The organism is Enterobacter sp. ECC_219_Taxon_10, from assembly GCF_058354905.1.
On sequence record NZ_CM178005.1, the window covers coordinates 3,256,460 to 3,273,406 of the forward strand.

Sequence of the window (16,947 nt, forward strand, 5' to 3'; positions counted from 1 at the left end):
TGCCAGTATACTGGGTTACCACCACGCATGAAAATGATGAACCGGCCCAATACCGTGACCGACTTCCAGAGTATCGGCTTTTGCCAGCGCCGCCGAAAGCCAGGTTTTCGCTTCGCGTACCGTATCGGCCCAGCCGTCATGCCGCGGGCGCAGCGCCGCCAGCGCGGCTGAGAGGGTGCACCCCGTGCCGTGGGTGTTTTTGGTCTGCACGCGCGGGGCGGTAAACCGCAATTCGCCGTCACGGGTAAAAAGCCAGTCCGGGCTTTCAGCATCATCCAGATGCCCGCCCTTCATCAGCACCGCCCCGCAGCCCATCGCCAGCAGCGCATTGCCCTGCTCTTTCATTTCCCGTTCAGTTTGCGCGTGCGGCGCGCCCAGCAGCGCGGCGGCTTCCGGAAGATTGGGCGTGATGAGCGCTACCTGCGGCAGCAGCTTATTGCGCAGCGTCTCGACGGCGGAGGCGGAGAGCAGCGGATCGCCGCTTTTTGCCAGCATGACGGTATCCAGCACCACATTTTGCACCTGATAGCGTTTAAGCCGTTCGGCCACCGCTTCCACAATGTCCGTTTCGGCCAGCATGCCGATCTTGGTGGTATCAATACGCACATCGCTGAACACCGAATCCAGCTGCGCGGCAACAAAATCCGGCTCGATGCGGTAGACCGACTGCACGCCGCGCGTGTTTTGTGCCACCAGCGCGGTAATCACTGAGCAGCCGTACGCGCCAAGGGCCGAGAAGGTTTTCAGATCGGCCTGGATGCCCGCGCCGCCGCTGGGATCGGTGCCGGCTATGGTCAGGGCGTTAATCCGCTTCATGCCTGCTCCTCCAGTGTGTAAAGTTCATCCAGGAACGCGGCGGCAAAACTGCCTGGCCCGCGCGAGCGCGTAACGGCTGCCGTTCCGGCTCGCTTCATCCATCCGCAGGCGGCGGCAACGTTATCCAGCCTGTCCCCCGGCAGCGAACAGCTGGCCGCTACGACGGCAGAAAGCGCGCATCCGGTTCCCACCACGCGGGTCATCAGCGGATCACCTCCCGTAACCGTGCGGGTGCGTTGCCCATCAGTGATGTAATCCACCTCACCGGTGACCACTATGATGGCATTGGTTTGCCGGGCCAGCGCCTGAGCGGCAGGTAGCGCGCTGGCCGCGGTGTCGGTTGTATCGACGCCGCGCCCGCCCGCGCTCATTCCCGCCAGAGCCAGGATTTCTGAAGCGTTGCCGCGAATGGCGGCCGGTTGCAGGGCAAGGATTTGATGGCAAAAACGGGTGCGGAACGTCAGGGCGCCCACGGCAACCGGATCCAGCGTCCAGGGCTTGCCTGCCGCTACGGCGCTTTCTATTGCCCGACGCATCGCCTGCGCGCGCGGCGCAGTCAGCGTCCCGACGTTAACCAGCAGCGCGTCAGCGACGGCGGCGAACTGTTCAGCCTCTTCGGCCTCAACCACCATTGCAGGGGATGCGCCAAGTGCCAGCAAAACGTTGGCCGTAAAGGTCTGTACGACATCGTTGGTCATACAATGGGTAAGCGGACAACGGGTGCGGAAGTGGTGTAAAACGTGTAAATCGAGCAGGTCAGGCTGCATGGGTTCGCTCCTGCCTTGCGTGAAGAAGCGATGACCGGGAAGGCATCTGACTTCCCTACGCTGGCATTATCCAGATCAGGTAATACGGGTATTTCTCAGCCTTCACAAAGAAGGGCACCCCGAGTCATTTGGTAAGAATTGACTTACTTTTTGCCAGATTAGGGGAAGTTACTTGCTGACGCAAGCGTCCTGTCGGGGATCTCTTCTTCACCCAGAGGAAGAGGGAAAGAGAAGGCTAGCAGCGATAATTACAGGGCTATCATGCCACTCCTTTGAATCAACACCATTTTCTATAACATTTTCATTACATCCAAAAAACACCCCTCTTTTTTAGCGGTTAAGAAAGAACTTTACCCGGATAAATTTTTTTCGCTTTCAGTCAGTCTATTTTATGTTTCATTAATCATTAATACTTATTTCGAATGAAATAAAAAGTGAGTTCCAAACCGTTTAACCCCGCTAAACATTTAGCCTCTCAATCAAGGGCTTAACGTGAAACGCGCATTTGACTGAACGCCTTATAAGTTAATGTAAACATTGAGATATTTTGCGTCACCCCTTACAAATCCACTTTAGCTATTCATGCCATTTATGATTTAGATCAATATCCAAAAGCTCGCATTAATTGATAGTTGCTGCACGTTACGAATTAAGTGATTTATTCAAAATTCTACGTAACCCCGTTATTTTTAATCAGGCGTAACCAGACGTTACATCAACACGCCAGGATAGCTAGCCTTACCCATTTTGACTTTTTAAATGATGAGTGCTTTTCAAATGAAAGTTGTTAAAAATGCCGTTGCTGCTTTTGTATTTGGTGTTATTTTTACTGGCTCTATGAATGTAACTCAAGCAGCTGATGTAAACGTTAACCTTTACGATAACGTATTCAATTCAGGTACTTTTATCCAGATTCACGGAACTAATAATACCGCTTATAATCTGGATAACATGAAAGCTGAAAATGTAACGCAAGACGGGCAAATCTATAACTTACAAGGCGATCGCGATCGCATGCAAGACGAGATCAACGTAAGTAAAAATAATATCAACACTAACGCCAATGATATTTCCTCTCTTCAGACTTCTGTTTCTGGTGTCGATCAGGAAGCTAAATTAGCAGGCGCTCTTGCTGACACCGCTAATAAAAAAGGTGATGCGGCGTTACAGGGCGTGCTGACTAACGGAGCAGCAATTACTAATATTGAAACTATTAACAACTTGCAAGATAGCCGCCTTGCAACTGTTGAAGCTACTAACGGTATACAAGATGGCCGCCTGTTAGCTCTTGAGAATGCGCCAAAACCAACTAACGGCGTTGATGGAAAAGACGGCGCTAAGGGTGATAAAGGCGATACCGGCGCGACAGGTGCACAGGGCGTTGCCGGAATTAACGGACGTGACGGAGCGAATGGTAAAGACGGTCAGGACGGCAAAGATGGAAAAAATGGCGTGATGACCACCGTGACACGCACGCAGGTAGACACGGCAACACAGGCTAAAGTCGCTACTAATAGCCAGGCGGTTACGGCCGAGGCTCAGGAGCTGCAGGCGACCAAACAGACATTACAGGCACTGAATAACAACACTAACCAGCAATTTAAATCGCTGCGTGAGGAAGTCGATAATAATAAGAAGGAAGCAAACGCAGGTATCAGCGGCGCGATGGCGATGGCCGGTTTACCACAGGTGCAAACAAATCAGCGCGTGATGTTCTCGGCTGGCGGTGCGACGTACAACGGTGAAAGCGCTTTAGCGGTTGGGGCGTCTGTTAACTTTAACGAACATATGATTGGTAAAGTGAGCTTCTCTGATGATACCGCAAATAACATGGGTGCTTCAGTCGGCGTAGGGATCGGTTTTTAATAAATAAGCAGCATGACAAAATACATTGCTATCTCTGTAATATTGTACCTGATGCTTATTATCGTTGGCGCATGGTTAGGTATTATGTATCAGGCTTATTATATTTGCGGTTATTAAACATCCTTCTATCGTATTAAGGTATTTTTGAAATGAAAAAGTCACTCCTGGCGGTATTAATAGCTGGTGCTGCCATCCTGCTTTCTGCGTGTACTTCATCTGCTCAGCGCATGGCCGATTGCGAGCGCCAGGGGATCAGCAAAGATACCTGCTACCTGGCTGAGCAAAACCGCCAGAATGCCTACAATGAATCCGCACAAAATGCAGCATGGGCGAACGCGCGTGATGCCGCTGCGGGTACGGGTCTCTGGGCTAAGAAAGACGCGAAACAACATGCTCAGGCAGCTAAAGCGACTCACGCCTTTAAATGGGAAGGGATGAAGATCACCATTAAAGGAGAGATATTGGATGTTGACGGCGTATTGGGCGCGCTGGATGAAAACGAGCCTCAGGCAAAGGTCTATTCGCAAGGGTTATACACCTTTATTTACTATCCTGCTAAGGGCAAATTAGCGGTGAGTAAAGAAGGACAGTTCCAGGGCTACGCCAGAAAGATTAAATAAAACTAAAGGCGACATCAGTCGCCTTTATTATTTGCTGACATTACTGGGTTTTTCTGACGTAACCCATTTACTCCAGTTGCCACGCCCCGGCCTCAATGAGCGATGCCGTCCCCGTCCAGGCAAACAACGCCAACTCGCGTGCCCCTTCTCCAGGGTAAATGCGGCTGCTCAGGCACGCCTCCCCCTCGTTGACAAACACCTCCACCGACGAGCAGTCAAAGAACAGGCGCAGGTTTAGCGCTTCGTTCAGGTTAAGCGCGACGCTTCGGGTACCGCACAAGCCATACTCCGGATAATGGCGTTCAAGCACCAGACGCTGCACCTGCGCATCGACGTAGACGCGTAATCCGTCGCCAAGGCGAAGGCCGTACTGCTCCGCGCTGCTGTTGGCGCAATCCCACTGCAGAATGACCTCCATCGCGTCGCACCTTTCCACCTGAGCGATCTGCTGATTGTTAAGCGTACTTACCGGCCAGGGGAACCATGCCCCGCGCAGGCTTTCAACTTCTCTGGCCGGCCGCATTTGCAGACGATTATCTGCACTAAGCGTCATTTCACGCGGTAAAGAGAGCATGCCCGCCCAACCATCCTGCTGTTCCGGCAGGGGCGATTCCCACATGTCCAGCCAGGCGATAACAATACGACGACCGTCGGGCGTCAGGAAACTTTGTGGTGCATAGAAATCATGCCCGTGGTCCATCTCCTCAAATTCTCCTTCACGCACGAAAGGTTGACCGGGCTGCCACTCGCCAAGCAGGTAGCCGCTCTGGAAGAGATTACGATTTTTGAATCCGTCTGCCGCCAGCCCCTGAGGTGAAAACATCAGCACCCGTTTACCATTGAGGGTGAAAAAGTCCGGGCATTCCCACATGTACCCCATCTCTTTTTCGGCTACCGCAATCACCCCCATATCCAGCCACTCGCGCAGGTCGGCAGAACGGTATACGCGCACCTGGCCCGTATCACCCTCCCGTGCGCCAACCACCATGTACCAGTACTCCCCTTCGCGCCACACTTTCGGATCGCGGAAGTGATGCAGGCCAGGCGGCGTATCAACGATCGTTCCCTGCCGGGCAAAATGGACGCCATCACGGCTGGTGGCCAGGCACTGCACCTGGTAGAGATTAGCCTCATCATCAGGATCGCCGTGGAATTTATGTCCGGTGTAAATCAGTGCCAGCGTATCGCCATCCACCACCGCCGACCCGGAAAAACAGCCGTCTTTGTCTTCTGGCCCTTCCGGTGCCAGTGCCACCGGAAGGTGTTCCCAGTGAACTAAATCCTTGCTGCGCGCATGGCCCCAGTGCATCGGCCCCCACTGGGTTGAGTACGGATGATGCTGGTAAAAGGCGTGATACCAGCCGTCAAACCACACCAGACCATTCGGATCGTTCATCCAGCCGGCACGCGCGGCGAGGTGGTAACGCGGATACCAGCGCATGTTAAGACTGCCTTGTCTGGCCTGCAATTCCTGTTCAGCTTTGGCGATGGAATACGTCATTTGTTTACTCTTTTAGTCAGATAGTAGAGGGTTGCGGCATGAGCGGGTCAGAGGAGGACTTACCCGAGCGCAACAGGAAAATAGAGATGAGCGTGGTGCTGAAAACCAACAGGCCCATAATGAGATAGGATTGGGCAAAGCCGTATTTCTCATAGCTGTAACCTGCCAGCGGCGACAGGACAGAAGCAATCACCGAGCTTGTGCAGGCAAAGCCCACCAGATAGAGGGTGGAGGAGAGCCGCTTATCAAAATGCAGGCTGTTGTATTTAAATACCGAAACCAGCAATACGGGCAGTTCAACCGCATGCAGCAGCTTGGTAATGGAGATGAGCACCGGCCCCTCAACCAGACCCGATGCCACCATACGCATTGCCATCACCATTCCCGCGAAAATCAGGCCGTTTTTCGCGCCGAGGCGGTTCACCAGCCACGGGGCGCAAAACATGCCCGCCGCCTCAAGGAAAACCTGGAAGGAGTTGAGATAGCCGTACATGGCATTCCCTTCCTGCAACGTCGGGAACTGGGAGGAGAAATAGACCGGGAACTGCTGGTCATAAACGCCATAAATACAGGTGCCGATAACGAAAAATACCAGCGCCCAGAAACGAGGCTGCGTCAGCAGGCGCAATGCATCTTCCAGCGTCACCTTGCCACCGGACACCGCTTCCTGCATGGCGTGCGGTGCAGAAGAGACCCTGAGACGTGCCAGCAAAACAAAAAACACCAGCCCGGCGCAGCTCGCGACAGCGAAATTCAGCTTCGGATTGATGTTAAACAGGAGCCCCGCAAAAAAGGTTGCCACCGCCCAGCCAAGCGATCCCCACATTCTCGCCTTGCCGAACTCAAACTGGCTCTGGCGGGCCACGCGTTCAGTATAGGATTCCAGCACACCTATCCCGCCGTTAAACGTCAGGCCGATGAAAATCCCGCCGAAAATGCTGCCGAGTAACACGTTAATCTGCAGCAGGTAACCAAACAGCAAAAAGGCCGGGCCGGAAAGAATGAGCAGGCAGGTCAGAAACCAGAGCAGATTTTTTCGCAAACCGAGCTTGTCCTGAATAAATCCATAACAAATTTGCGCACACAGCGCGGAGACGGAAAGCACAGCATAGATAACGCCGGTGTCCCCCGCTTTTAAGCCCACTTCCTGATGAAGCCATATCGAGAGCAACGAGCCGGAAGATGACCATGTGACAAAAAAGAAAAACAGTAATGCGCTTAGTAAAGGGTAGCTGTGAGAGTGATGCGTTTTCATCATGGCATTCTCATGTTGGAGGAATGCCTGGATGGTAACGTTAACATTAGTTCTTTCTCATGCTGTTTAGTTAAGATTTAAGATGTTAATCACGAAAGTTAACGTTAACATTAAGGGAATGAGATCGCGATCAAATATTCATCACTGAGGTAAGCATGACCTGAGCCGGGCATCAGCCTTCCTTTTACATCAGCGACTTAGTTGTATACCCTCTAACACAGAGCATTAACGGAGTAAGAAAATGGCTTCCCTGAAGGATGTCGCAAAGCTGGCTAACGTATCGCTGATGACGGTTTCCCGCGCGCTTAACAGCCCGGAACGCCTTAAACCGGAAACGCTGGCGCGCGTTCAGTTGGCTATCGAGCAGACCAGCTACGTTCCCGATCTGTCCGCCAAGAAAATACGCGGTGCGCATGCATCGCCTAAAACCATCGGCGTGCTGGCGCTTGATACGGTGACGACACCTTTCTCGGTGGAGATAACGCTGTCCATTGAAGAGACGGCCCGAATGCACGGCTGGAACAGCTTCGTGATGAATATGTTTACCGATGACAACCCGGATACCATCGTCGACCTTCTCCTCTCCCACCGGCCTGACGGGATTATCTACACCACGATGGGGTTACGTCAGGTTCCGCTTCCCGCCAAGCTGCTTACCCTTCCCTGCGTGCTGGCCAACTGCGAAAGCGTCGATGAAAAGGTCGCCAGCTATATCCCGGATGATGAACAGGGGCAGTACTCTGCCGTCAGGAAGTTACTGGCGGAGGGCTACAGACGGCCTCTTTGCCTGCATTTACCCGCGGGTCATCTGGCCACAACCCGACGCCGCCAGGGGCTGGAACGCGCCTGCCGTGAAGCCGGGATCGACCCGGACAGTCTGGAACATGAGTATATGGCGCTCGGGGATGAGCATTATCGTGATATTCCGTCCGCATTGCTGGCGCGCATCCAGAATGGCATCCCCCGGTTTGACTCCGTTATCTGCGGTAACGATCGTATCGCGTTTATGGTATACCAGACGCTGCTGGCGCAAGGGCTTCGCATCCCTGAAGATGTCGCGGTTCTCGGCTATGACAATATGGTGGGCATTGGCGAGCTATTTTTGCCCCCTCTTTCAACGGTTCAGTTGCCCCACTACGAAATTGGTCGCCTGAGCGCTCTGCACATTATTAACGGTGAACAACATCGGGAAACGACGCGCGTTGAAAGTCCTTTTTTAAAGCGTGATTCCATTATGCATGCCGTGTGATCGCCGCTTTTCGCTGACGACGCAGAAATAAGGGGGTAAAAAGGCGGCTATCCTCTTTTTTATCTCCGCCGATGGCACGATTTGTCACACTCTTTTCCATGCCTTTACACTCCAGACAAATACAACGTAACACAATGTTTTTATTGGTTATAAAGTGCAATCCTCCTTTTGAAAAAGGGGATATTTCCTCGCCTGTGCCTTCTGTCACAAAACAGTAAACAAATTAACCATTGAGCCCCGTGGCAAAAGGCTCTATATTGGCGGCGTTTTTTTCAGGCCCCCATCTGTTTTTTAACTTTTTATTCAATCGTTGCTCATAGCGAAGCGGCGGTTGTAGGAGTGATATGATGACGGATAAAGTCCGTATTGACACCGTAGATGCCCACAAAAGCAACGAAACCTATCTGGCCCGTCAGGCCGAGTTTGAATCTAACGTCAGGAGTTATCCGCGCAAACTGCCTTTAGCCATCACTAAAGCAGAAGGCGTGTGGATCACCGATGCAGATAATAAAGAATACCTTGACTGTTTAGCAGGCGCAGGGACCCTTGCGCTTGGCCATAACCATCCTGATGTGCTGAAAAGCATCCAAAATGTCATTACCAGCGGCTTGCCGTTACACACTCTGGATCTGACTACGCCTCTGAAAGACGCGTTTTCTGAATACCTGCTCTCTCTGCTGCCAGGTCAGGGCAAAGAGTACTGCCTGCAGTTCACCGGTCCATCCGGTGCCGACGCCGTTGAAGCGGCGCTGAAGCTGGCGAAAAAAGTAACCGGTCGTAGCGGTATCATCAGCTTCTCTGGTGGTTACCACGGTATGACCCACGGCGCACTGTCCGTGACCGGCAACCTGTCACCGAAAGAAGCGGTTGACGGTATGATGCCAGAAGTGCAGTTCATGCCTTACCCGCACGAGTACCGTTGCCCGCTGGGTATCGGTGGTGAAGCGGGCGTGAAAGCGCTGACTTACTACTTCGACAACCTGATTAACGACGTCGAAAGCGGCGTGCGTAAACCTGCTGCGGTGATTCTGGAAGCCGTTCAGGGTGAAGGCGGCGTGAACCCGGCTCCGGCTGAGTGGCTGCAGCGCATCCGTAAAGTGACTCAGGAACACGGCATTCTGCTGATCCTCGATGAAGTTCAGGCAGGCTTTGCCCGTACCGGTAAATTCTTCGCCTTCGAACACGCGGGCATCGAGCCAGACATCATCGTGATGTCTAAAGCAGTGGGTGGCGGTCTGCCGCTGGCCGTGCTCGGTATCAAAAAGCAGTTCGACGCATGGGCGCCAGGTCACCACACCGGTACCTTCCGTGGCAACCAGCTGGCGATGGCAACCGGTCTGACGACGCTGAAAATCCTGAAAGACCAGAACATCGCAGGCAAAGTGGCTGCACAGGGCGAATGGCTGAAAGGCCAGCTGAAAGAGATGGCGAAACGTTATCCGGTCATCGGTCACGTGCGCGGTCTGGGCATGATGATCGGTATCGAGATCGTTAAGCCACACGAAGCCGCTGACCACATGGGCTGCTTCCCTGGCGACGGCGAGCTGTCTGCGCTGATCCAGAAGAAGTGCTTCGAAGCCGGTCTGATTCTGGAGCGTGGCGGCCGTAACGGTATCGTTCTGCGTCTGCTGCCTTCTTTGCTGATCAGCGACGAAGAGCTGAAAATCTTCCTGGATAAATTCGAGCAGGCACTGCTTGCTGCGGGCGTTCGCCCGGCGTAACCGGAGTAGTTGATTACGATGTCTGATTCAAACCCAATTTTGTTCTCCTCTGCACAGAGCATTGAAGCTTACCAGCAGGCGATTGAACAAAGCACTCAGGCTGTGATGCAGTGGCTGAAACAGCCTGAGATGTACCAGGGCAAAACGGTCGCGGAGCTGCGCGACCGTATTAAGCTGGATTTCAACCCGAAAGGGCTGGGCAACGAAGCGGCGATTGAACGCGCCGTTGAGTTCTTCCTGAAAGACAGCTTGTCCGTCCATCACCCGCAGTGTGTGGCGCACCTGCACTGCCCAAGCCTGGTGGTAAGCCAGGCGGCGGAAGTGCTGATCAACGCCACTAACCAGAGTATGGACTCCTGGGATCAAAGCCCGTCCGCAACCATTATTGAGATCAAACTGATCGAATGGCTGCGTACCCGCGTGGGTTATCAGGCTGGCGACGCGGGTGTCTTCACCAGCGGCGGTACCCAGAGCAACCTGATGGGCCTGATGCTGGCCCGCGACGCGTTCTTCGCGCGTCAGGGTCACTCCGTTCAGCAGGACGGCCTGGTGGGCGATCTGCGCAAGATCCGCGTACTGTGCTCCGAAAACGCGCACTTCTCCGTACAGAAAAACATGGCGCTGATGGGTCTGGGCTACCAGTCCGTGGTGCAGGTGAAAACGGATGAATTCTCCCGCATGGATCTGACCGATCTGGCGGCGAAAATCGAGCAGTGCAACGCGAACGGCGAACAGATTCTGGCGATTGTCGCAACGGCGGGTACCACCGATGCCGGTGCGATCGACCCACTGCGCGCGATCGCTGAACTGGCGGCGAAGCAGAACATCTGGGTACACGTTGATGCAGCCTGGGGCGGCGCGCTGCTGATGTCTGAGCAGTATCGTCACTATCTGGACGGCATCGAGCTGGTGGATTCCGTAACGCTGGACTTCCACAAGCAGTTCTTCCAGACCATCAGCTGCGGCGCGTTCCTGCTGAAAGAAGCGCGTCACTATGAGCTGATGCGCTATCAGGCGGCATACCTGAACTCCGAGTTCGACGAAGAAGCGGGCGTGCCTAACCTCGTGTCCAAATCCCTGCAGACCACTCGTCGTTTCGATGCGCTGAAGCTGTGGATGAGTCTGGAAGCGCTGGGTCAGGAGCAATACGCGGCAATCATCGATCACGGCGTGACGCTGGCACAGCAGGTTGCGGCCTACGTGAAGGAGCAGCCTGCTCTGGAACTGGTTATGCAGCCGCAGCTGGCAAGTGTGCTGTTCCGCTTCCGCGGACAGGTGCAGACGGACGACGCGGGCATCGCCCTGCTGAACCAGAAAATTGGTGATGCGCTGCTGGAATCCGGCCGTGCAAACGTTGGTGTGACCGAACATAACGGCATCACCTGCCTGAAGCTGACCCTGCTGAACCCAACCGTGACGCTGGAGGATATCAAAATCCTGCTGTCGCTGGTTGAGCGCACCGCGCAGGAAGTTCTGGCTAAGTAATACAAAACCCCTCTTCCGTCGGGAGAGGGGTTATCTTTATACGCCTGCCCACCACATTCTGATTTTCAATCCCCAGTAGCTCGTCCAGCCCGTTGTGGCGCTGACAACGTTCCCCTTTGACACAATCACCAGCGTTGGCGTTACGCTCACCTGCCACTGCTGAGACAAGGCGCCGCTTGCATCGTTAATTACCGGCATACTCAGGTTTTTCTTTTCAGCCCAGCGGGCAAGCTTTGCATTATCACCGGAGCGCATGGCAACGCTCACGACGTTACCGCCCTCTTTTGCCAGCTTATCGACCGCAGGAGTTGTATAGCGACAGATGCTGCACCAGGTTGCCCAGACGTAAATCAGCAGCGGGTGCTCCTGGCTGAGCGCCGCGATATCGTGAATGTTACCGTCGATGCTCTGCATTGGCGTTGCGCTAAAGCTGGCGGGTAATGACGGCTTTCGGTATTGATCCACACCCCACATGACCGCCAGCGTAAGCAGAATGAGTATGATCCCTTCCCGCGCCCAGCGGCGCAGGCGACTCAATTTACGGTTATCCATTATGACCTCTCGATTTAACGGAGGTCATCTTAACGGGCTATTCGGCGTCATGCTGTAAAGAAGTGTCGCGTCGCTTTTTTTCCGGGGTGTAGCCGCCGTAGTCGTAATGGCTATACCCCGAGTGGTAATAGAACGCCGCGGATTTCACAATATCATTGAGAATCGCACCTTCAACCTGCACGCCCATCTGTTGCAGGCGCTTCCGGCAGTTCTCGATCTCTTTAACGCTGGTTTTACCGAAACGGGCCACCAGCAACGTGGTTGCCGCGGCTCTGGCGACGAGTAGCGCATCCGTTACGGCCAGCACCGGTGGCGTGTCGACAATCACGATGTCGTACTCTTTGTCTATTCGCGACATTACCGTCTGGAAACGCTCATTCATAAGCAGCTCCAAAGGATGCGAAGGTTGTGGTCCACAGGTCAACACGTCAAAGCCTCCTTTCTCGAAGCGTTGAATTGCATCCTGCCACTCTACGCTTCCCCCCAGCACGCTGGACAATCCATGGCGGTTGTTCAGTTTGAAAATATTGTGGACATATCCTTTGCGCATATCCGCATCAATGAACAGCACGCGCTGTCCGGCCTGAGCCGCAATCGATGCCAGTGAGGTACTCACCAGGGTCTTTCCGCAGTCCTGCGACGGACCTGAAATCACAACGACCCGATTTGCGGCATCCATCATGGTAAAATGCAGACTGGTGCGTAACCCGCGCACCGCCTCGACAAACATATCAGCCGGTCGGTCAACGGGCAGGAAGGGTATGTTTGACGTCCTGTGCTTCCAGTGGGAAGCAAACAGCGTTCTCCTGCGCAAATGCGTTTTTTTCCATAGCCAGACCGAACGCGGGAGCGTAGCCAGAAGAAGCATTCCCTGCGCTTCCAGCGGTTCAGACGAGGTGATGCCCCGTTTAAACGCAGAGCGAACCAACACCGTTCCTGCTGAGAGCATCAATCCCACCAGCATACCGAGCATAATGATAATCACTTTGCGCGGTTTGACTGGGGCCGGCTGCGTTACTGCAGGGTCAATGATCCGCACGTTTCCAATGGCACTGGAGCGTGAGATATTCAGCTCCTGCTGGCGCGTCAACAGCTGCAGGTAGATGGTGCGCCCGGACTCAACGTCACGGCTTAAACGTAAAATTTCCTGCTGCGTAGAAGGCATGGCTGAGACGCGGTTATTCAGGCGCGTACGTTCCTGCTCCAGGGTCTGTTTTTTTTCCCGTAAGGCGCGGTAGGTAGGATGATCCTTTTTGAAAAGCTGAGAAACTTCTGCTTCGCGGAACGTCAGCTCGTTAAGCTGATTTTCCACGTTAACAACCTGATCAAGAACCGTCTTCGCCTCAAGGGATAAATCGACAGAATCGCGTTGCTCTCTGTAGGCGTTCAGCCGTGCTTCGGCTTCATCCAGTTCGCGGCTGATTTTAGGCAGTTGATCCTGTAAAAATGTCAGGCTACGGGTATCTTTAGCTTCCTGGCGCGCAATATTCTGGCTGAGATAATTTTCAGCAATGGTGTTAAGCACCGCGGCGATCTTGTCAGGCTCCTCTCCCGTCAGCGTTAAGGCGATCATTCCGCTCTGCTTCGCCGACTCCGAAACAATGAGCCGACGCTGAAGGGCGTTAATTGCCTCGAGCTTTGTGACGGTTTTGAGAACAAATTGGGTTCCTGGTGCCGCACTGAGGGAGGTGACAAGAAGCGTTACTCCGTCTTTAACCAGCGTTTTCCCGACAATGCCATCAGCCTCAAGCGTTTTTCCTTCGAGGTGATACCGGCCCTGGTCCTTAACGGTCAGTAAAAGTTCCTGCGGCTTATCTTCCAGAGGAGGAATGGTAAGCGCGCCAATTGTCAATTCACCGGCTTTTTGCCCTCGTTCCAGTAGCGGCCCAATGACGGGCAGCACGCGCCGTTTAACGCTGTACGTTAGCCCCAGCTTGTCAACGGTCTCTCCCAGAATCATCCGCGATTTGAGCAGCAAGAGTTCGGGTGCAACATCAGGTGAAAGATCGGTACCAAACTGGCTTAAGCTTTTGAGCAACGAGTTGTCCTGCTTCGCTTCTATCTGTACAAGGGCATCGGCCTGATAGATCGGTGTGATGCTATAGGCATAGATCCCGGCGCATACGGTGAACAGGAGCGTGACGCACGCTATCATTACCCGATGATCAAACATCTCAGCCAACAGCTGAATGAGATCAATTTCATTATTATGCGGTGTTGCCGCACCATATTTGTCTGATTTATGAGACGACATTACTGCTTCATTCCTTGTTGACGCAAACGACGAGCCCATTCCTGGCTGGCTTTTCCTAGCTGCTCGAAAACATATTCGAAGGCTTCCCGGCTTTTGCGATACGGGTCGGGAATGTCCTTTGTTTCCAGCCACTGACCAAACAATAGCGATTTCCCCCGATTCTCCGGTGCCACAGAGGCAATAAAACGGAGATGCTCTGGCTCCATCACCAGAATCAAATCGGATTTTTGTAACAGATAACGCGTGACCTTACGCGCCACGTGACCTTCCAGCGAAACCCCATGTCGTAAGGCGACTGCCTTTGCAGCCGCATCCGCCGGGCGTCCTGAGAGTCCGAAAATACCTGCCGAGGATACCTGCGTGTCGGGTAGCTGCTGGCGCAACAGCCGCTCACCAATCGGTGAACGGCAAATATTGCCGGTGCAAACCACGAGAATTGAATTGAACATTATTGCGGCCACGACCTGATGTAACGGACGGTTTCGGTCAGGTCATGTACGCCACTGATGGTGGGTACCAGCTGGGTGATCACACGATTCCAGCGTGAAAGCGGTGCCGTCGTGACATAGACAATGTCGTACGGTTCCAGCTGGAATTCAGTACTCAGCACCATGGCTGAGGCATCTTCCGCATTGAGCTGATAGATGTTGGCGATTTTGTCTTTCTCGCCTTTTCGTGAAACCGGGCGAATAACAAAAATACCGGTTGCATCGGCCATATTCTGGTTCAGCCCGCCGGCACTCCCCAAGGCTTCGGCCAGCGTCATGCCGCTACGATCCATCTTAAGCGTGCTCTGCTTAACCACCTCGCCCATCACAAACACTTTCAGCGCGTCGTTCCGGGGAACAAACAGGATATCGCCCGGATAAAGCAGCTTATTCTGGGTCAAATCGCCATGTTGCATCAGGGCATAAAGTGAAAGCCGCGAATCCTGGCCATCATGCGTAAGCACGACGTTACGCCAGTCGGCATCCGCAGAGAGACCGCCCGCGGCGTTCACCGCATCCATTACCGTCAACGGAATATTGGTTATTGGCTGCTGGCCCGATTTCTCAACCTCTCCGGTGATATAGGCTTTTTGAGAACGGAAGGAGGCGACGCTGACGTCTACCTGCGGGCTCTCAATGAACTTATCCAGCCGCGCGGTGATCTCCTCACGTACCTGCGAAACCGTTTTGCCCGCCACTTTCAGCCTGCCGACGTAAGGATAGAAGAGCGTGCCATCAGCGTTAACCCAGTTACCCGCGTCGCTCGCGCTACGGTATTGCCCTGCGGGCGTCGTGAGTTCAGGGTGATCCCAGACGGTGACGGTCAGAATGTCCCCTGATCCAATGCGGTATTCCCAGTTTTTGAGTTGTTCATCCAGATTAGGATTTGCCTGAGATTTAGAAATGGGTGGACGCAGTTTTTCAATTAACCCAGGGCTTAAAGGAAAAATCTCCACGCGTTTTTCCAGCGGATCGTTAATTTCTTCACCGGGCGTGATTTTTTTCCCGGAAAGACTTAAGTTCTGGCCTGGTGAAAATACACATCCTGTTAGCTGGCTGAGCGTCAGAAAGGATAGTAAAAAAGCAGTTGTATTTTTCATTTATATAAAATGTTGATTTATCGTTGCGCCGGGTATTTAACTCGTAAAAAAATGCAAGCAACACCTTGAAATATAATTATTTATTATCAGCCCACAACACTAAAAAGCACAAATCCGCTGTTCTTTAAAAAGTTAAAGACAGCGCACAATTGCGCAAGAAAACGGAGACCAATAACACTTTATGCGGCGCGATATTAAATGTTATCACTCGCGAAAGCATTCGCTTAACAGCGCAATTTGGACACAAAAAGTTATTTTCAGAAAAGATTAATAAAACAATAAAAAAAATAAATATGCCTCGCGATCAACATTCACCAAAATGATGGCCATCACCGTAATCGACTACACAAAACCCTCCACTTTTGTTACATTTTTTATCAAACACATCATGCTTTGATACTTAAAATGGACTGTCTGCCTTGTGCTGTGTACCCGCAGACAAAAAGTATCTGTAACGATATCACTGGAGAAAAAATGGCTAAGCGTAAATTGCTGCTTCTGGGTGTACTACTGTCTCTGGCGGGATCCGCATTCTCTGCCCCGCAAACCGCCGCTGCGCCATCTGGCATCAAGGCCTATGAAGAACAAGAGTTCATCGCGGATTTCACGAAGTTCAAAATCGGCGATACGGCACCGGCGCAGTATCAAACGCCGGAGTACACCATTAAACAGTACCAGTTGCGTAACCTGCCGGCGCCGGATGCCGGAACCCATTGGACCTATATGGGTGAGAACTATGTGCTGATCGGCGATGCTGATGGCAAGATCTACAAAGCCTACAATGGAGATATTTTCTATCACCGCTAACGCAATTTTGATTCGTCCCTGGCAGGAAAGTGACCGACCTTTCCTGCGCACGCTCTACCTCCACGCCCGGCGTGAAGCCTGGCCATGGCTGGACAGTGCAGACTGGCGGCTTGAAGACTTTGACGCGGCAACCCGTGACGAAGTGATTTGGGTTGCTGTTCAGAACGGGCATCGCCTGGGTTTTGCCTCCGTCTGGACGAACGATAATTTCCTGCACAACCTGTTTGTCGATCCGCAGTATCAGAGCCTGGGCGTCGGACATGTGTTGCTTGAGCACGTACAAAAGACGTTTACCAGTACGGGTTCGCTTAAGTGTCTGGTGAAGAATGCGCGGGCGGTTGCATTTTACCAGCGCCACGGCTGGCACATCGAGGCGACGGGGAATTCTCCGGAAGGAGAATATTATTTGATGCACTATCGGCTGAGTTAACGTCAGGTGGCGCTACGCTTACCTGACCTACACGAT

General features: G+C 53.1%; 15 protein-coding genes and 1 riboswitch. Of the genes, 7 read left to right on the plus strand and 8 right to left on the minus strand.

Features of this window, described 5'->3' with window-relative positions; all coding sequences use genetic code 11:
- Positions 1-15: 15 nt before the first annotated feature.
- Together thiD and thiM are read right to left on the minus strand one after the other, a co-directional pair.
- Positions 16-816 carry a bifunctional hydroxymethylpyrimidine kinase/phosphomethylpyrimidine kinase gene (gene thiD / locus AC4ICF_RS15515; protein ID WP_163330216.1) on the minus strand — a complete coding sequence of 267 codons (801 nt, stop codon included), beginning with the start codon at positions 814-816 and terminating at the stop codon, positions 16-18.
- Positions 813-1,583 (minus strand): hydroxyethylthiazole kinase, encoded by a 771-nt coding sequence (gene thiM / locus AC4ICF_RS15520; RefSeq protein ID WP_316379398.1) that lies wholly within the window; start codon positions 1,581-1,583, stop codon positions 813-815. Before thiM ends, thiD begins: the two co-directional genes overlap by 4 nt.
- 35 nt (positions 1,584-1,618) lie before the next feature.
- A riboswitch (TPP riboswitch) is annotated at positions 1,619-1,715 on the minus strand.
- 645 nt (positions 1,716-2,360) lie between these two features.
- Between thiM and AC4ICF_RS15525 the strand changes: the two genes are divergently transcribed.
- On the plus strand, positions 2,361-3,449 hold the full coding sequence (locus tag AC4ICF_RS15525) for a YadA C-terminal domain-containing protein (protein ID WP_439209946.1): 1,089 nt from the start codon (positions 2,361-2,363) through the stop codon (positions 3,447-3,449).
- A 149-nt stretch (positions 3,450-3,598) separates the two neighbouring features.
- On the plus strand, positions 3,599-4,069 hold the full coding sequence (locus tag AC4ICF_RS15530; protein ID WP_192983092.1) for a hypothetical protein: 471 nt from the start codon (positions 3,599-3,601) through the stop codon (positions 4,067-4,069).
- A gap of 67 nt (positions 4,070-4,136) precedes the next feature.
- Here AC4ICF_RS15530 and AC4ICF_RS15535 read toward each other — a convergent pair whose 3' ends face one another.
- Together AC4ICF_RS15535 and AC4ICF_RS15540 are read right to left on the minus strand one after the other, a co-directional pair.
- Entirely contained in the window at positions 4,137-5,570 is a 1,434-nt protein-coding gene (locus AC4ICF_RS15535; RefSeq protein WP_316379392.1) for a glycoside hydrolase family 32 protein, read from the minus strand.
- A 16-nt stretch (positions 5,571-5,586) separates the two neighbouring features.
- A complete protein-coding gene (locus AC4ICF_RS15540) occupies positions 5,587-6,828 on the minus strand; it encodes an MFS transporter (protein WP_163330221.1) in 1,242 nt (413 codons plus the stop codon).
- Positions 6,829-7,066: 238 nt separating this feature from the next.
- On the opposite strand from AC4ICF_RS15540, the gene AC4ICF_RS15545 reads away from it, so the two are divergent.
- The 3 genes from AC4ICF_RS15545 to AC4ICF_RS15555 all read left to right on the plus strand — a co-directional run bounded on the left by AC4ICF_RS15545 (position 7,067) and on the right by AC4ICF_RS15555 (position 11,280).
- Positions 7,067-8,074, plus strand: coding sequence for a LacI family DNA-binding transcriptional regulator (locus AC4ICF_RS15545; protein WP_116338745.1), 1,008 nt, complete (start codon positions 7,067-7,069; stop codon positions 8,072-8,074).
- 344 nt (positions 8,075-8,418) lie between these two features.
- Entirely contained in the window at positions 8,419-9,795 is a 1,377-nt protein-coding gene (locus AC4ICF_RS15550; RefSeq protein WP_014884533.1) for a diaminobutyrate--2-oxoglutarate transaminase, read from the plus strand.
- Positions 9,796-9,813: 18 nt separating this feature from the next.
- Positions 9,814-11,280, plus strand: a complete 1,467-nt coding sequence (locus AC4ICF_RS15555; protein WP_116338744.1) for a pyridoxal phosphate-dependent decarboxylase family protein — start codon at positions 9,814-9,816, stop codon at positions 11,278-11,280.
- 36 nt (positions 11,281-11,316) lie between these two features.
- On the opposite strand, the gene AC4ICF_RS15560 is transcribed toward AC4ICF_RS15555, so the two are convergent.
- From AC4ICF_RS15560 to AC4ICF_RS15575, 4 genes are read right to left on the minus strand one after another with little or no spacing between them, the layout of a single operon-like run.
- On the minus strand, positions 11,317-11,832 hold the full coding sequence (locus tag AC4ICF_RS15560; RefSeq protein ID WP_316379391.1) for a protein disulfide oxidoreductase: 516 nt from the start codon (positions 11,830-11,832) through the stop codon (positions 11,317-11,319).
- Positions 11,833-11,869: 37 nt separating this feature from the next.
- Positions 11,870-14,086, minus strand: coding sequence for a polysaccharide biosynthesis tyrosine autokinase (locus AC4ICF_RS15565; protein ID WP_316379390.1), 2,217 nt, complete (start codon positions 14,084-14,086; stop codon positions 11,870-11,872).
- Entirely contained in the window at positions 14,086-14,535 is a 450-nt protein-coding gene (locus AC4ICF_RS15570) for an arsenate reductase/protein-tyrosine-phosphatase family protein (protein ID WP_269837419.1), read from the minus strand. The genes AC4ICF_RS15565 and AC4ICF_RS15570 overlap by 1 nt, the downstream gene beginning before the upstream one ends.
- Positions 14,535-15,674, minus strand: coding sequence for a polysaccharide export protein (locus AC4ICF_RS15575; protein WP_439209947.1), 1,140 nt, complete (start codon positions 15,672-15,674; stop codon positions 14,535-14,537). The genes AC4ICF_RS15570 and AC4ICF_RS15575 overlap by 1 nt, the downstream gene beginning before the upstream one ends.
- 474 nt (positions 15,675-16,148) lie before the next feature.
- Between AC4ICF_RS15575 and AC4ICF_RS15580 the strand changes: the two genes are divergently transcribed.
- Both AC4ICF_RS15580 and AC4ICF_RS15585 read left to right on the plus strand, forming a co-directional pair.
- Entirely contained in the window at positions 16,149-16,481 is a 333-nt protein-coding gene (locus AC4ICF_RS15580) for an RcnB family protein (protein ID WP_008500887.1), read from the plus strand.
- Complete coding sequence (locus AC4ICF_RS15585; RefSeq protein ID WP_316379388.1) at positions 16,456-16,911, plus strand: GNAT family N-acetyltransferase; 456 nt, start codon at positions 16,456-16,458, stop codon at positions 16,909-16,911. Before AC4ICF_RS15580 ends, AC4ICF_RS15585 begins: the two co-directional genes overlap by 26 nt.
- Positions 16,912-16,947: the final 36 nt, after the last annotated feature.

Coding starts and splice junctions, on each gene's coding strand:
- thiD (WP_163330216.1), bottom strand. CDS start 816: ATGAAGCGGATTAACGCCCTGACCATAGCCGGCACCGATCCCAGCGGC.
- thiM (WP_316379398.1), bottom strand. CDS start 1,583: ATGCAGCCTGACCTGCTCGATTTACACGTTTTACACCACTTCCGCACC.
- AC4ICF_RS15525 (WP_439209946.1), top strand. CDS start 2,361: ATGAAAGTTGTTAAAAATGCCGTTGCTGCTTTTGTATTTGGTGTTATT.
- AC4ICF_RS15530 (WP_192983092.1), top strand. CDS start 3,599: ATGAAAAAGTCACTCCTGGCGGTATTAATAGCTGGTGCTGCCATCCTG.
- AC4ICF_RS15535 (WP_316379392.1), bottom strand. CDS start 5,570: ATGACGTATTCCATCGCCAAAGCTGAACAGGAATTGCAGGCCAGACAA.
- AC4ICF_RS15540 (WP_163330221.1), bottom strand. CDS start 6,828: ATGATGAAAACGCATCACTCTCACAGCTACCCTTTACTAAGCGCATTA.
- AC4ICF_RS15545 (WP_116338745.1), top strand. CDS start 7,067: ATGGCTTCCCTGAAGGATGTCGCAAAGCTGGCTAACGTATCGCTGATG.
- AC4ICF_RS15550 (WP_014884533.1), top strand. CDS start 8,419: ATGATGACGGATAAAGTCCGTATTGACACCGTAGATGCCCACAAAAGC.
- AC4ICF_RS15555 (WP_116338744.1), top strand. CDS start 9,814: ATGTCTGATTCAAACCCAATTTTGTTCTCCTCTGCACAGAGCATTGAA.
- AC4ICF_RS15560 (WP_316379391.1), bottom strand. CDS start 11,832: ATGGATAACCGTAAATTGAGTCGCCTGCGCCGCTGGGCGCGGGAAGGG.
- AC4ICF_RS15565 (WP_316379390.1), bottom strand. CDS start 14,086: ATGTCGTCTCATAAATCAGACAAATATGGTGCGGCAACACCGCATAAT.
- AC4ICF_RS15570 (WP_269837419.1), bottom strand. CDS start 14,535: ATGTTCAATTCAATTCTCGTGGTTTGCACCGGCAATATTTGCCGTTCA.
- AC4ICF_RS15575 (WP_439209947.1), bottom strand. CDS start 15,674: ATGAAAAATACAACTGCTTTTTTACTATCCTTTCTGACGCTCAGCCAG.
- AC4ICF_RS15580 (WP_008500887.1), top strand. CDS start 16,149: ATGGCTAAGCGTAAATTGCTGCTTCTGGGTGTACTACTGTCTCTGGCG.
- AC4ICF_RS15585 (WP_316379388.1), top strand. CDS start 16,456: ATGGAGATATTTTCTATCACCGCTAACGCAATTTTGATTCGTCCCTGG.